Here is a 14,488-nt window from a genome sequence, read left to right on the forward strand (position 1 = left end):
GGGGTGAATGAATTATTGTAAATATATTCGTTCAAGTGATATATATTGTAAATGGATGTGGCCCGACGGCCACATCCATTTTTAATTAACGTGGGGACACGGTAACCTGGCTTCCGTTGCTTGCCAGCACAACGCGCTGACCTGCTGAGAAGCGGGTATTGCCCTGTTTCTGAACAACCATAATGGTGCTGCCGTCGTCTTTACGAATTTCCAGCTCTACGCCCTGCGTTTTGTTCATCGCACCCTGGACGCCCTGGCCTGCCACGCCACCGGCAACGGCGCCCGCAGCGGTTGCCAGAGAGCGGCCTGTGCCACCGCCAACGGTGTTACCCAGGAAACCACCCAGAACAGCACCACCGATTGCGCCCATGACGTTGTTTTCATCACCACCCTGGATTTGTACAGGACGGGCGTTAACAACGGTACCGTAAGTCACGCTCTGAACCTGTTTAGCTTCAGAAGCGCTGTAAACGTCGCCAGACAGTGAGCTGTCGTTCACACAGCCAGCCAGGGTTAAACCAATCAGCGAAACGCCCAGTACACGTACAATCATTTGAATCTCCTGTTCACCAAAAACGCCCATTTGGAGGCATCCGTTATGGCTAAATTATATGGCATAAAGGGCCATAGTTCATATCTTTGCACTAACAATAAGAAAATTGTACTTGAATTTGACTTAACGAGACATAAACAGGATCCGCTCGCGTTACCGGCATGACATTGTTAAAAAATATTATCGTCGGATGGCAAAGCAGCGTCGTTTATGGTTGAGTGGATATCCTTAGCCCACGCAACGTAAGGAAAGCGCATGAAATCGGGTCGCTACATTGGTGTGATGTCGGGCACCAGTCTGGATGGGGTAGATGTCGTTCTGGCCGCCATTGACGAACATATGGTAGCACAGCAGGCGAGCCTGACCTGGCCAATCCCCATTTCGCTGAAAGAGGATATTCTGAGTATCTGTCAGGGGCAGCAGCTGACTCTCTCCCAGCTTGGTCAACTTGATGTTCGCCTGGGGGCGCTGTTTGCGGATGCGGTGCAGGCGTTAATGCAAAAAGAACATCTTCGACCTCAGGATGTGGTCGCCATCGGGTGCCATGGACAAACCGTCTGGCATGAGCCGGTTGGCGAGGCGCCGCATACGTTGCAAATCGGCGATAACAACCAGATAGTGGCAAAGACGGGCGTGACGGTCGTCGGGGATTTCCGTCGTCGCGATATTGCCCTTGGCGGGCAGGGCGCACCGCTGGTGCCTGCTTTCCATCAGGCGCTGTTGGCGCATCCTTCAGAGCGTCGCATGGTGCTCAACATTGGCGGGATTGCTAACCTCTCGATGCTTATTCCGGGGCAGCCCGTTCGCGGCTACGATACCGGCCCCGGGAATATGTTAATGGATGCCTGGATCTGGCGGCAGTGCGGTCAACCGTATGATAAAAACGCCGAGTGGGCGAGCGAGGGTAAAGTGATCCTCCCGCTACTGCAGTCTATGCTCAGCGACCCATATTTTGCCTTGCCGGCGCCGAAAAGCACGGGGCGTGAATACTTCAACTTTGGCTGGCTTGAGCGCCAGCTGGCGCTGTTCCCGGCACTGGCCCCGCAGGATATTCAGGCGACGCTTGCAGAATTAACGGCCGTGTCTATCTCTGAGCAAGTGCTGCTCAGCGGCGGCTGCGAACGCCTGCTGGTGTGCGGCGGCGGAAGCCGAAACCCGTTGGTGATGGCGCGCCTTGCCGGGCTGCTGCCGGGTACAGAAGTGACGACGACGGACGAGGCCGGCATCAGCGGTGATGATATGGAAGCGCTGGCTTTCGCCTGGCTTGCCTGGCGCACCATCGCCGGGCTACCGGGCAATTTGCCGTCGGTAACCGGCGCACGTGAGGCCAGCGTCCTCGGGGCGATTTTCCCGGCAAATCCGCGTCATAATCAGAGTTAACTGAAATTCAGCGCGTCGTCTCGTCGTTAGAATGGAGTAAAACAGGAGGGCGGTCATGCCCTCCAGGACCAGGAAAGTCTTCGGAATACGCCATGAAAAAAGTTCTTCTTATTGTCGCGCCTTTATTGCTGTCAGGGTGCAGCGTCTATAACCAGTTCCTTGAGCGCATGCAGACCGATACGCTGGAGTATCGCTGCGATGAAAAACCGCTGACCGTGAAGTTGAATAACCCACGTCAGGAAGCCAGCTTCGTTTACGACAATAAGCTGCTGACCCTTAAACAGGGGATCTCGGCCTCCGGGGCACGTTATTCTGACGGTATCTATGTTTTCTGGTCAAAAGGCGACAGCGCTACGGTTTACAAACGCGACCGCATTGTGCTGAACAACTGCCAGCTTGAAAATCCGAAGCGTTGAGATTTTTACAGGGGCGGCGCACAATAGCGCCACCCAATCTCAAGATCAGCTAACGCCATGTCAGATAACGATGAACTGCAGCAAATTGCGCATCTGCGCCGTGAATACACCAAAGGCGGCCTGCGCCGCCAGGATCTTCCCGCTGAACCCCTCGTGCTCTTTGAACGCTGGCTGAAACAGGCCTGCGATGCGAAGCTGGCTGACCCAACGGCCATGGTCGTCGCGACGGTAGATGAAAACGGTCAACCGTATCAGCGCATCGTCTTGCTCAAGCATTACGACGAGAAAGGGCTGGTGTTCTATACCAACCTGGGCAGCCGCAAGGCGCACCATCTGGAAAATAATCCCCGCATCAGCCTGCTGTTCCCTTGGCACATGCTGGAACGTCAGGTGATGGTCACCGGCAAGGCGGAACGTCTTTCGACGCTGGAGGTGGTGAAGTATTTCCACAGCCGTCCGCGCGACAGCCAGATTGGCGCCTGGGTGTCAAAACAGTCCAGCCGGATCTCTGCCCGCGGCGTGCTGGAAAGTAAGTTCCTAGAGCTGAAACAGAAGTTCCAGCAGGGGGAAATTCCCCTGCCAAGCTTCTGGGGCGGCTTCCGCATTCCGATTGAGCAGATGGAGTTCTGGCAGGGCGGTGAGCATCGCCTTCACGACCGCTTTTTATACCAGCGCGAGAATGGCGGCTGGAAAATCGACAGACTGGCACCGTAATCCCCGAAATTTGTTGATTTAAGCGCTAGCGCACACCGCGCTTGCGCTTTATTCTATTGTCCTTTCGCATCAGGCGAAAAGTCGTGTACCGGCAAAGGTGCAGTCGTTTATACATGGAGAATTTGATGGCAAGCAGTAACTTGATTAAACAATTGCAAGAGCGGGGCCTCGTGGCCCAGGTGACGGACGAGGAAGCGTTAGCAGAGCGACTGGCGCAAGGCCCGATCGCGCTCTATTGCGGCTTCGATCCCACCGCTGACAGCTTGCATTTGGGGCATCTTGTTCCATTGTTATGCCTGAAACGCTTCCAGATGGCGGGCCATAAGCCTGTTGCCCTGGTGGGCGGCGCGACCGGTCTGATTGGTGATCCAAGCTTTAAAGCCGCGGAGCGTAAGCTGAACACCGAAGATACCGTGCAGGAGTGGGTGGATAAGATCCGCAAGCAGGTTGCACCGTTCCTCGACTTCAACTGTGGTGATAACTCTGCCATTGCCGCCAACAACTACGACTGGTTTGGCAGCATGAACGTGCTGACCTTCCTGCGAGACATCGGCAAGCACTTCTCTGTTAACCAGATGATTAACAAAGAAGCCGTGAAGCAGCGTCTGAACCGTGACGATCAGGGTATCTCCTTTACCGAGTTCTCCTACAACCTGCTGCAGGGCTATGACTTTGCCTGCCTGAACAAGCTGCACGGCGTTTCTCTGCAGATCGGCGGTTCTGACCAGTGGGGGAACATCACCTCCGGTATCGACCTGACCCGTCGTCTGCATCAGAACCAGGTGTTTGGCCTGACCGTTCCATTGATTACCAAAGCGGACGGCACCAAATTCGGTAAAACCGAAGGCGGCGCGGTGTGGCTGGATCCGAAGAAAACCAGTCCGTACAAATTCTACCAGTTCTGGATCAACACGGCGGACGCCGATGTTTACCGCTTCCTGAAGTTCTTCACCTTCATGGACATTGCAGAGATCAACGCGCTGGAAGAGGAAGATAAGAACAGCGGTAAAGCACCGCGTGCCCAGTACGTGCTGGCGGATGAAGTGACCAAACTGGTTCACGGTGAAGAAGGTCTGGCCGCGGCAAAACGCATTACTGCAAGCCTGTTCAACGGTACCCTGAGCGATCTGAGCGAAGCGGACTTCGAGCAGCTGGCGCAGGACGGTGTGCCGATGGTCGAAATGGAAAAAGGGGCTGACCTGATGCAGGCGCTGGTGGACTCTGAGCTCCAGCCTTCCCGCGGTCAGGCGCGTAAAACCATCGCGTCCAACGCTATCACCATCAACGGTGAAAAGCAGGCTGACCCGGAATACACCTTCGTTGACGGCGATCGTCTGTATGGCCGCTACACTCTGCTGCGCCGCGGTAAGAAAAACTACTGTCTGGTCTGCTGGAAATAATTAAAAGTCTTCAGGGGCGTGGGAAACCACGCCCTTTTTGTTTTTTTCGGGTTTGGTAAGTAAAAGATGAAGAACATCCTCGCCATTCAGTCCCACGTTGTATTTGGACATGCTGGCAATAGCGCAGCGGAGTTCCCGATGCGCCGCCTCGGTGCCAACGTCTGGCCCCTTAATACCGTGCAGTTCTCTAACCATACGCAATACGGCAAATGGACCGGCTGCGTGATGCCGCCTTCACACCTCACCGAGGTTGTGCAGGGTATTGCCGATATCGACCAGCTCAAACGCTGTGACGCCGTGCTGAGCGGCTACCTCGGCTCAGCGGAGCAGGGGGAACATATCCTCGGTATCGTGCGTCAGGTTAAAGCGGCAAACCCGGCGGCAAAATACTTCTGCGACCCCGTCATGGGACACCCGGAGAAAGGCTGCATCGTGGCGCCTGGCGTAGCGGAGTTTCACGTTCGTCATGCGTTGCCCGCCAGCGATATCATTGCGCCCAACCTGATTGAGCTGGAGATCCTCTGCGAGCATTCGGTTAATAGCGTAGAAGAGGCGGTACGCGCGTCTCGCGAGCTGATAGCCCAGGGGCCTGAAATTGTGCTGGTAAAACATCTCGCCCGCGCAGGACTGACCCAGGAGCGTTTTGAGATGCTGCTGGTGACGAAAGATGGCGCATGGCATATCAGCCGCCCGCTGGTGGATTTCGGCACGCGTCAGCCGGTGGGTGTGGGTGATGTGACCAGTGGGCTGCTGCTGGTGAAACTGTTGCAGGGCGCAACGGTGAGAGACGCGCTGGAGCACGTTACGGCAGCGGTGTATGAAATTATGATTGCGACGAAAGATATGCAGGAATATGAACTGCAGGTGGTCGCGGCACAGGATCGAATCGCTAAGCCGGAGCATTATTTCAGCGCAACGCAGCTTTAAACGATGCCGGGTGGCGCTGCGCTTACCTGGCCTACTTAACCCGTAGGCCCGTGCAAGCGTAGCGCCGCCGGGCGATATTAGTTAAGACCTTCCGCTTTTAGCGCCGCAGCCACCGCTGGACGCTCCGCCACGCGCGCCATATACGATGCGATGTGGTCCAACCCCTCCAGGTTCAGCTTAACCGCACGCGCCCAGCGCAGGACGGTAAACAGGTACGCGTCGGCAATGGTGAAACGTGAACCACAAATCCACTGATCGTCTTTCAGCGCTTCATTCACAAACTGCAGCTTTTTCTCCAGCAGGGCTCGGACGGTTGGCTTGTACTCTTCCGGCGTATCCGGGCGGAACAGGGGGGTAAAGCCTTTGTGCAGCTCGGTGGCGATATAGTTTAACCACTCCAGCGTCTTATAACGTGCGACGCTGCCGGTAGGGGCAAGGAGCTGGCGATCCGGTACGTTGTCCGCCAGGAATTGCATAATCGCCACGCCTTCGGTCAGCAGAGTACCGTCATCCAGCAGCAGGGCCGGAACCTGCCCTTTTGGGTTAATCGCAAAAAAGTCATCCCCGTTTTCCAGGCGCTTTTTCATCAGATCAACGCCATCCAGCGTGAAATCTTTGCCGCTCTCGCGCAGGGTGATATGGGAAGCAAGAGAGCACGCGCCCGGTTTGTAGAACAGTTTCATCGGTAACTCCTTTTTGCTGAGGTTTCAGCTATGTTAGTGCGCGAAGGGACAAAAAAAAAGCCGCTAATCTCTTAGCGGCTTCTGTTCAGTCGTTTCTCTCAGATATTACGCGGTAGCGGTTTTGGTCGCTTCAGCCGTCTTGTCGTCGTCCTGAGTCATTCGATTCAGTTTCGGCGCGGTCAGCAGCATCAGCGCCGCGATAACCGCCGTAGCGATACCAATCTGCATGAACACGGTACCGTAGACGTTCAGGGAGACCAGTGGATCGGTCACGTTTTCCGGCACCGCCATCAGGTTCGCGATCTTACCGGCGATGATTGCCGCACCGGCAGTGGTCAGGAACCAGCTACCCATAATGAAGCCCATCAGACGCTGTGGCACCAGCTGTGCAACCATTGCCAGACCCAGACCGGAGATCATCAGTTCGCCAATAGACTGCAGCGCGTAGCTCAGGATCAGCCAGTTCACGGACACGATACCTGCGTCAGTCGCAAACCTGGTACCCAGCGGCAGCACCAGGAACGCACCGGAGCACAGCACCATTCCGATGGCGAACTTGTGCGGCATCGGCAGGCGGTCGCCCATCTTGTTATAGATAGCGGCCAGAATCGGGCTACCAATCATGATCCAGAACGGGTTCAGCGCCTGATACTGCTCCGGCTCGAACGCGATGCCCAGGATAGAGTGCTCAACGTTACGAATCGCGAAGAAGTTCAGAGAGGTTGGCATCTGGCTGTACAGCACGAAGAAGATAATCGCTTCCAGCATCAGAATGAACGCCACAATCATCTTACGGCGCGCAGCACCCTGCATAGCGAACGCTTCTTTCGCGAAGATGACCACGATACCCAGTGCAACCACGCCCAGAACGGCACGAGCGATACCCTGGTTGTGCAGCAGCCAGGTGGCGATCGCCGCCAGGACGACAACGCCCACGATAGTCGCCAGCAGTTTACCCATGTGTACTGGCTCGAAGTCAGGTTTTGAACCGTAGTCTTTTACCCAGCTGCGGCAGAACAGGAAGTTCACCACAGTGATCAGCATACCCACGAAGCTCAGCGCAAACGCCACGCTCCAGCCAAATTTCGCGGCCAGCCATGGGGTTGCCAGCATGGAGAAGAAGGAACCAATGTTGATGGACATGTAGTACATGGTAAATGCACCGTCCAGACGTGGGTCATCTTTGCTGTAGCAGGTTGAGAGCAGGGAAGACGGGTTCGCTTTGAACAGACCGTTACCCACGGCGATGGTTGCCATGCCCATATAGACCACAGCCGCATCATGTCCAGACCATGCAACCAGACCATAGCCAATAGCCAGAACAATAGCGCCCAGCATAATGACGCGCTTAGTACCAAGAACTTTATCACCCAGCCAGCCGCCGATGGCAACCAGACCGTAGACGAGGGCACTGAAGGAGGAGAACAGCGTGATGGAATCGGCTTCGGACATACCCAGCTGTTTAACCAGGTAAACCGCCATGATCCCTTGCAGGCCGTAGTAACCAAAACGCTCCCATAACTCGATAGAGAAGATGAGATAAAACGCTTTCGGTTGTTTAAAAGCGTTCAGACTCACGCTTTCATCTGTTGGTTTATTGTTTGCAGTCGACACATATACCTCTTTTTTTACATCCCATATTAACGGGGGTGTTCATAGCGTGATGGCCGTAGCCCATCCGCCTTATAGTTATATTGGGAGGAGAAACGGCGGGTAATGTTCACTATCCTGACCCGTCTGGCAATACGTTTGTAATACTCTGTTACATATATCTGGAGCGGTATAATCGTCGGTTTCTGCAAATGTTATTCAGCGTTAAATTTTATACGATAACTAAAGGTAGTTTTTTCGACTGGTATACACCCTGTGTGATGGGCTTTTGGCGATATGTTCTGCTATTTGCTGTCTGTTGCAGTGATATAGCCCACATTCTGAAAAATAGCTGGTCTTATCTTCCAGGTAAGCACAGTTATATCTTGCCCGGCAAAGGGTTTGCGATGACTTTGACTACAAAAAATCAACATGACGTTATCAGAGTGATCGCGATCACAAATGTATAGAAATTTTTGGCTATGAAAAAACTATTAACCTGTTTGAGCGTTATAGCGCGGAAGAAGTGACAGGCTGGAGGATAAAGAAGGCGGATGATTTATGGTCAGGAGAAGGGTTTCTGGAAGGCCCTCTCCTGGTGTGGGATTGTGATTGCGGATAAAAGTCAGGGATACACTTTTTCTTTATATTCGCAGAGATCTTCAATAATACAGGAGCCGCAGCGCGGCTTTCGGGCTATGCAGGTATAACGACCATGCAAAATCAGCCAGTGATGGCAGTCAACCTTGAATTCGGCAGGGACCACTTTTAATAGCTTCTCTTCTACCTGCTCGACATTTTTCCCTGGGGCGAAGTTGGTCCGGTTTGAGACGCGGAATATATGGGTATCAACGGCTATCGTCGGCCAGCCAAACGCGGTATTGAGTACAACGTTCGCGGTTTTACGTCCCACCCCCGGTAATGCCTCCAAAGCCGCGCGGTCTTCCGGCACCTCGCCTCCGTGCTGTTCCAGCAGGATCCGGCAGGTCTTAATGACGTTCTCCGCCTTGCTGTTAAACAGGCCGATGGTTTTGATATAAGACTTAACGCCCTCCACGCCCAGCTCCAGCATCGCTTTTGGCGTATTGGCGACCGGATAGAGCAGGGCGGTAGCTTTGTTGACGCTCACATCGGTCGCCTGCGCAGAGAGCAGCACCGCGATCAGCAGCTCAAACGGGGAGGTAAAATTCAGCTCCGTCGTCGGGTGCGGGTTCTCGTCCCGCAGACGAGTCAGGATCGCAATGCGCTTTTCTTTATTCATGAAGCTTTCTCGGGTGTCCCTTCCAGAACGCTGCGCTCTGCCGCGCGGCGCTTACGTTTTTCATCAATCAGGTATTTTACCGCCAGCATCATGCCAAGGCCAATGAACGCGCCAGGCGGCAGCATCGCCAGCAGGAATGGCGTGTCGGTGTGGAACACTTCTATGCGCAGCACCTTGGCCCAGCCGCCCAGCAGGGCATCGGCACCGTCGAAGAGCGTCCCGTTGCCGAGAATTTCACGCATGGACCCGAGGACGAACATGGCGGCAGTCGCGCCCATGCCGATGGAAAACCCATCCAGAGCGGAAATGGCCGGGTTGTTTTTTACCGCGAAAGCCTCAGCGCGGCCAACGACGATGCAGTTGGTCACGATAAGCGGAATAAAAATCCCGAGCGACTGGTACAGGCCAAACGCGTAAGCGTTGATAAGCATCTGCACGACGCTCACCACCGACGCAATGATCATCACGTAAATCGGAATACGGATCTCCGACGGCGTCCAGCGGCGCAAAACAGAAATAGAGAAGTTGGTCAGGGTCAGCACCAGCGTGGTCGCCAGGCCCAGCCCGAGCGCGTTGGTAGCGGTAGATGTCACCGCCAGCAGCGGACAGAGCCCCAGAAGCTGTACCAGCGCGGAGTTGTTCTTCCACAGCCCCTGGACAATAACCTCTTTAACCTGGCTCATGATGACTCCCCACAGGCCGGAAGATTGTTGATTTGCGCGGGCAGCGTTTCAGCATATAGCCCGGCTCGTTTTACGGCGTTCACCACGGCGCGCGGCGTGATGGTTGCGCCGGTGAACTGGTCAAACTCACCGCCGTCTTTCTTCACCGCAAACGCGGTGTCACCTTCGCCATGGATTACTTTACCGGCAAAGTGCAAAATCCAGTCGCTCAGCCGGGTTTCAATTTTATCGCCCAAGCCCGGCGTTTCATGGTGTTCCGTCACGCGGGTGCCCAGTATGGTTCCGGTGAAATCGCTGCCGACAAGCAGTTGAATGGAGCCAGAATAGCCATCGGGCGCCGTCGCTTCCATCACTGCGCCTACGGGTTTATCTCCTTTGCGGGCGATAAAGACACGGTGCGTGCCTTTTCCAAGCTGCGTCGCGTCTACCACAAAGCAGCTTTTTTGCAGGTCATTATCGTAGAAATCGGACGGGATCACCTGATCGAACAGCGCCTTTTGCTGCTTCAGCGCCTGTTCTTCAATGGTCGTTTTGGTCAGCGCATTGACCAGTGCCGTCAGCCCGGTCAGGACCGCGGCGAAGACTGCCAGCGTAACGCCGTGTTTTTGCATCGTTTTTAGCATGGCGAAACCCTTAGCGATGGCCGTACACGCGGGGGCGCGTGTAATAGTCGATGAGCGGAACGGTAATGTTGGCAAGCAGCACGGCAAACGCCACGCCGTCCGGGTATCCGCCAAAGCTGCGAATAAGCCACACCAGCAGCCCGGCCAGCGCGCCGAAGATCAGACGGCCGCGGTTAGTCGTAGATGCCGTAACCGGATCCGTCAGGATAAAGAAGGCACCCAGCATGGTCGCACCGGAGAGCAAATGCATCTGCGGGCTGGCCAGTGATTCAGGAGAGAAGAGCCAGCCCAGCGTGGCGCAGAACGCCAGCGTCACGAGGAAGCTCACCGGAATATGCCAGCGAATGGCTTTTTGCTGCAGCAGGAACAGGCCGCCCAGCAGATACGCCAGGTTGACCCACTGCCAGCCCGCGCCCGCCAGCATGCCGCTGTAGATCGCGGATTTCATGGTCTGCTCAACGCTGTGCCCGGCATGCAGGGACGTTTTGAAGGTATCGAGAGGCGTCGCCTGGCTGATGCCGTCCACGCCCATACGCAGCGCGTTCATATCAGCCCCCCGCGCCGTATGGCCGGTAAAGATCACGTGCAGGGCATCCATAAAGCCCGGAACCGTGGCCGCAATCTCGTGCGGAGGAAGCCAGCTGGTCATCTGCACCGGGAAAGAGATCAGCAGCACCACGTAGCCAATCATCGCCGGATTAAACGGGTTATGGCCCAGCCCGCCATACAGCTGTTTAGCAATAATTACGGCAAACACGGTACCAAGTACCACCATCCACCACGGGGCAAACGGCGGAATACTGATGGCCAGCAGCAGGCCAGTCAGCAGCGCGGAGTTGTCGGCCAGGATGCGTGAAACGGCCATCTTGCGCAGCTTCAGCACGAGAGCCTCTGCTGCTATAGCGCTGGAACAGCCCAGGGCTATCTGGAACAGGGTTCCCCAGCCGAAAAACCAGCACTGAACGGCAATGCCCGGCAGCGCGGCCAGGCAGACCAGCATCATGATGCGCGAGGTCTGACGCTGGTTGTGGGTGTATGGGGAGCTTGCGATTCTGAAAACCATTTAATCCTCGTTTACGGCTTGCTGTGCGGCTTTCTTCGCCTGAACGCGCGCGATCGCGGCCGCGACGGCGGCCTTGCGCGGGTCGTCGTTTGCGGCCTGCGGCTGCTCTTCCTGCTGTGCCGCTTTACGCGCTTTGGCGCGAGCAATCGCGGCTTCAACGGCGGCTTTACGCGGGTCGACCGGTGCTTCGGGTTCTGCGGCAGGCGCCTGCTGCGCCGCTTTGCGCGCTTTGGCGCGGGCAATTGCGGCTTCAACGGCGGCTTTACGCGGATCGACCGCTTCCTGTTCAACCACTACCTGCTGCTCCCCGGCCTTGCGGGCTTTGGCGCGGGCAATGGCCGCTTCAACGGCAGCTTTGCGTGGATCGACTTCAGCTTCCGGCTGTGCCGTTTGCGCTTTTTCCGCCTGGCGGGCGCGGGCCGCAGCCTTACGTGCTTCGCGGGCGGCAATCGCTTCGCTGTTATCCGGTTTTTCACCGGCCTGGATCACCAGCGTCTGGGCGGCATTGGCTTTTTTCTCGCGAACGCGCGCCAGGGCGGCGTTAATCGCATCCTGATCTTTTTCGGCAGGCTGAACGGCGGCCTGCTTATGTCGCTCCTGACGAGCCATCTTCTCACGTTCGAGACGCGCCTGGCGCGCTTCGAAGCGAGCCCTGGCTTCCGCGGCGCGTTTTTCTTCCATGGAGATGGCATAAATCTCGGCCTTCTCCTGGCGGAAGTACTGCACCAGCGGAATGTTGCTTGGACAGACCCAGGCGCAGGCGCCGCATTCGATGCAGTCGGCCAGGTTATGGGCTTTGGCTTTATCGTGCAGCTGGCCTTTGCTGTACCAGTACAGCTGCTGCGGGAGCAGATCCGCCGGGCAGGCATCGGCACAGGCGCTGCAGCGGATGCAGCCTTTCTCTTCCTGCTCCTCGCCCATCTCAGTCGGGGAAGGGGCAAGCAGACAGTTGGTGATTTTCACTACCGGGACATCGAGCCACGGCAGGGTAAAGCCCATCAGCGGGCCGCCCATGATCACCATCTGGTCGCTGGCCGGGCAAAATTCAGCCTGTTCCAGCAGGTGGCGCACCGGCGTACCAAGACGTGCCCAGACGTTGCCCGGACGAGAGACCGACTCTCCGGTCAGCGTCACCACGCGTTCGGTCAACGGCTCGCCGTCAATCACCGCGCGCTTCACGGCGTAAGCGGTTCCGACGTTTTGCATCAGTACGCCGATATCCGACGAGCGTCCGCCATGCGGCACCTGCTTTCCGGTGAGGATTTGCGTCAGCTGTTTTGCGCCGCCAGAAGGGTACTTGGTCGGAATGACGCGCAGGGCGATATCATGGCTACCGGCCAGCACGGCGCGCAGCATTGAGATAGCCTGCGGTTTATTGTCTTCAATACCAATCAACACTTCTCGCGGCTGTAAGATGTGCGCGAGGATGCGGATGCCTTCCACCACCTGGGCGGCGCAATCCTGCATCAGACGATCGTCAGCGGTTATATACGGCTCGCACTCGGCGGCATTGATAATCAATGTCTGAATGTTATCGCCGCCGCCGCGCAGCTTGACGCCGGTCGGGAAGCCCGCGCCGCCGAGGCCCGCGACGCCGTACTGATGAATACGCTCGATAAGCGCTTCGCGACTCTGGCTGCGGTAGTCGCTCCAGCCGTCACGGTCAATCCAGCGATCTTCGCCGTCGGCTTCAATAATCACGCTCAGTTCCGACAGCGCGGACGGATGCGCCACCGTATGAGGGGCAATCGCCACCACTTTACCGGATGTTGGGGCGTGAATCGGCAGCATACGTCCACGGCCAAAGGTCAACGGCTGACCGCGAAGGACCGTATCGCCTTCTTTCACGCACAGCTCGCCCTCAGCGCCAATATGCTGCTTGAGCGGCATGACGAAACGGGTCGCCAGCGGAATTTGACGCAGCGGCGTGCCGTTGGACTGGGTTTTCATCTCCGGCGGATGGATCCCGCCGTCAAAGTCCCAAATCTTCTCTTTTCTGAAAGCAGAAAATAACTTAAGCATGTTGTTCCACAGGAATATTGCGAACCGGAATGGTTTGAAGATCCCACTTCCAGCTTTCGGTAGTCGTTTCAACCGGGCGCAGCTCAATACATTGCGTCGGGCAGGGGGCCACGCAGAGGTTACAGCCGGTGCACAGATCCGCCACAACGGTGTGCATGGCGCGGGTCGCGCCGACAATGGCGTCAACCGGACAGGCCTGAATACATTTGGTGCAGCCGATGCAGTTTGCTTCGTCGATCACGGCGAGGGCGCGAACCGGCTCCTGCACCTCCGCATCGCCATCTACGGGCTGCGGATCTACGTTAAGCAGGGCGGCAATTTTCAGCATTACCGCTTCGCCACCGGGCGCACAACGGTTAATTTTTTCACCCTGAATCCCTACCGCTTCAGCGTAAGGGCGGCAGCCCGGGTAGCCGCACTGCCCGCACTGACTTTGCGGCAAAAGCTCATCAATTTTTTCAACAACAGGATCGTCCTCTACCGCGAAACGGCGGGAGGCGTAGCCCAGGATAAGGCCAAACACCAACCCCAGGACGCTGATAGAGGCGATGGCAATCCAGATAGCACTCATTACAACTTCACCAGACCACTAAAGCCCATAAAGGCCAGAGACATTAAACCCGCGGTGACCAGCGCAATGGCATTACCGCGAAATGGCGCAGGGATATCCGCTGCCGCCAGACGTTCGCGAATCGACGCGAACAGAACCATAACAAAGGAGAAACCGACGGCGGCGGAAAAACCGTACAGCGCCGACTGCATAAAGTTATGCCCAAGGTTGATGTTCAGCAGCGCCACGCCGAGTACCGCGCAGTTGGTGGTGATCAGCGGCAGGAAGATACCCAGCAGGCGATAGAGCGCCGGGCTGGTTTTACGCACCACCATTTCAGTAAATTGCACCACGACCGCAATAACCAGAATAAACGCCAGCGTACGGAGATAGATTAACCCCAGCGGGATGAGGATCCAGGTGTCAATCAACCACGCGCAGATAGACGCCATCGTCATGACAAAGGTCGTCGCCAGCCCCATGCCCATCGCCGTTTCCAGCTTTTTGGACACGCCCATAAACGGGCACAGGCCAAGGAACTTCACCAGAACGAAGTTGTTAACCAGCACGGTGCCGACAAAGAGCAGTAAGTAATCGGTCATTATTTAGCCTGAAATAAAAAA

15 protein-coding genes are annotated in these 14,488 nt (G+C 56.3%); 5 read left to right on the top strand and 10 right to left on the bottom strand.

The genetic code is table 11. The features are described from left to right. Positions 1-85 precede the first annotated feature (85 nt). On the bottom strand, positions 86-553 hold the full coding sequence (gene slyB / locus AB8818_RS00995) for an outer membrane lipoprotein SlyB (RefSeq protein ID WP_028012906.1): 468 nt from the start codon (positions 551-553) through the stop codon (positions 86-88). A 255-nt stretch (positions 554-808) separates the two neighbouring features. Here slyB and anmK point away from each other — a divergent pair, with 255 nt between their 5' ends. The 5 genes from anmK to pdxY all read left to right on the top strand — a co-directional run bounded on the left by anmK (position 809) and on the right by pdxY (position 5,390). Then, on the top strand, positions 809-1,933 hold the full coding sequence (gene anmK, locus AB8818_RS01000; protein WP_192981520.1) for an anhydro-N-acetylmuramic acid kinase: 1,125 nt from the start codon (positions 809-811) through the stop codon (positions 1,931-1,933). A 92-nt stretch (positions 1,934-2,025) separates the two neighbouring features. Further along, positions 2,026-2,349, top strand: a complete 324-nt coding sequence (gene mliC / locus AB8818_RS01005; RefSeq protein WP_116340370.1) for a C-type lysozyme inhibitor — start codon at positions 2,026-2,028, stop codon at positions 2,347-2,349. 57 nt (positions 2,350-2,406) lie between these two features. After that, positions 2,407-3,063, top strand: a complete 657-nt coding sequence (gene pdxH, locus AB8818_RS01010; protein WP_028012909.1) for a pyridoxamine 5'-phosphate oxidase — start codon at positions 2,407-2,409, stop codon at positions 3,061-3,063. A gap of 125 nt (positions 3,064-3,188) precedes the next feature. Beyond that, positions 3,189-4,463: a tyrosine--tRNA ligase gene (tyrS, locus tag AB8818_RS01015; RefSeq protein ID WP_023311370.1), complete on the top strand. Its 1,275-nt coding sequence runs from the start codon at positions 3,189-3,191 to the stop codon at positions 4,461-4,463. A gap of 66 nt (positions 4,464-4,529) precedes the next feature. Continuing rightward, positions 4,530-5,390, top strand: a complete 861-nt coding sequence (gene pdxY / locus AB8818_RS01020; protein WP_192981517.1) for a pyridoxal kinase PdxY — start codon at positions 4,530-4,532, stop codon at positions 5,388-5,390. A 77-nt stretch (positions 5,391-5,467) separates the two neighbouring features. Here the strand turns inward: pdxY and gstA are convergent, their stop codons facing one another. The 9 genes from gstA to rsxA form a co-directional block, all read right to left on the bottom strand. Next, complete coding sequence (gstA, locus tag AB8818_RS01025) at positions 5,468-6,073, bottom strand: glutathione transferase GstA (RefSeq protein WP_116340365.1); 606 nt, start codon at positions 6,071-6,073, stop codon at positions 5,468-5,470. A 105-nt stretch (positions 6,074-6,178) separates the two neighbouring features. Continuing rightward, positions 6,179-7,687, bottom strand: coding sequence for a dipeptide/tripeptide permease DtpA (dtpA, locus tag AB8818_RS01030; RefSeq protein ID WP_192981514.1), 1,509 nt, complete (start codon positions 7,685-7,687; stop codon positions 6,179-6,181). A gap of 601 nt (positions 7,688-8,288) precedes the next feature. Further along, positions 8,289-8,924, bottom strand: a complete 636-nt coding sequence (gene nth / locus AB8818_RS01035) for an endonuclease III (protein ID WP_008500570.1) — start codon at positions 8,922-8,924, stop codon at positions 8,289-8,291. Further along, positions 8,921-9,607 (bottom strand): electron transport complex subunit E, encoded by a 687-nt coding sequence (locus AB8818_RS01040; protein ID WP_163329042.1) that lies wholly within the window; start codon positions 9,605-9,607, stop codon positions 8,921-8,923. The genes nth and AB8818_RS01040 overlap by 4 nt, the downstream gene beginning before the upstream one ends. Beyond that, on the bottom strand, positions 9,604-10,230 hold the full coding sequence (rsxG, locus tag AB8818_RS01045) for an electron transport complex subunit RsxG (protein ID WP_116340359.1): 627 nt from the start codon (positions 10,228-10,230) through the stop codon (positions 9,604-9,606). Before rsxG ends, AB8818_RS01040 begins: the two co-directional genes overlap by 4 nt. Positions 10,231-10,240: 10 nt before the next feature. Next, positions 10,241-11,293: an electron transport complex subunit RsxD gene (gene rsxD / locus AB8818_RS01050; protein WP_116340357.1), complete on the bottom strand. Its 1,053-nt coding sequence runs from the start codon at positions 11,291-11,293 to the stop codon at positions 10,241-10,243. After that, complete coding sequence (gene rsxC / locus AB8818_RS01055; protein WP_116340355.1) at positions 11,294-13,315, bottom strand: electron transport complex subunit RsxC; 2,022 nt, start codon at positions 13,313-13,315, stop codon at positions 11,294-11,296. It abuts the gene before it with no gap. Beyond that, positions 13,308-13,886 carry an electron transport complex subunit RsxB gene (gene rsxB / locus AB8818_RS01060; RefSeq protein WP_032640037.1) on the bottom strand — a complete coding sequence of 193 codons (579 nt, stop codon included), beginning with the start codon at positions 13,884-13,886 and terminating at the stop codon, positions 13,308-13,310. Before rsxB ends, rsxC begins: the two co-directional genes overlap by 8 nt. Beyond that, entirely contained in the window at positions 13,886-14,467 is a 582-nt protein-coding gene (gene rsxA, locus AB8818_RS01065; protein WP_014883581.1) for an electron transport complex subunit RsxA, read from the bottom strand. Before rsxA ends, rsxB begins: the two co-directional genes overlap by 1 nt. Positions 14,468-14,488: the final 21 nt, after the last annotated feature.

Source organism: Enterobacter sp. KB-280D8 (genome assembly GCF_041399405.1).
GTDB classification, from domain to species: Bacteria; Pseudomonadota; Gammaproteobacteria; order Enterobacterales; family Enterobacteriaceae; genus Enterobacter; species Enterobacter cloacae_N.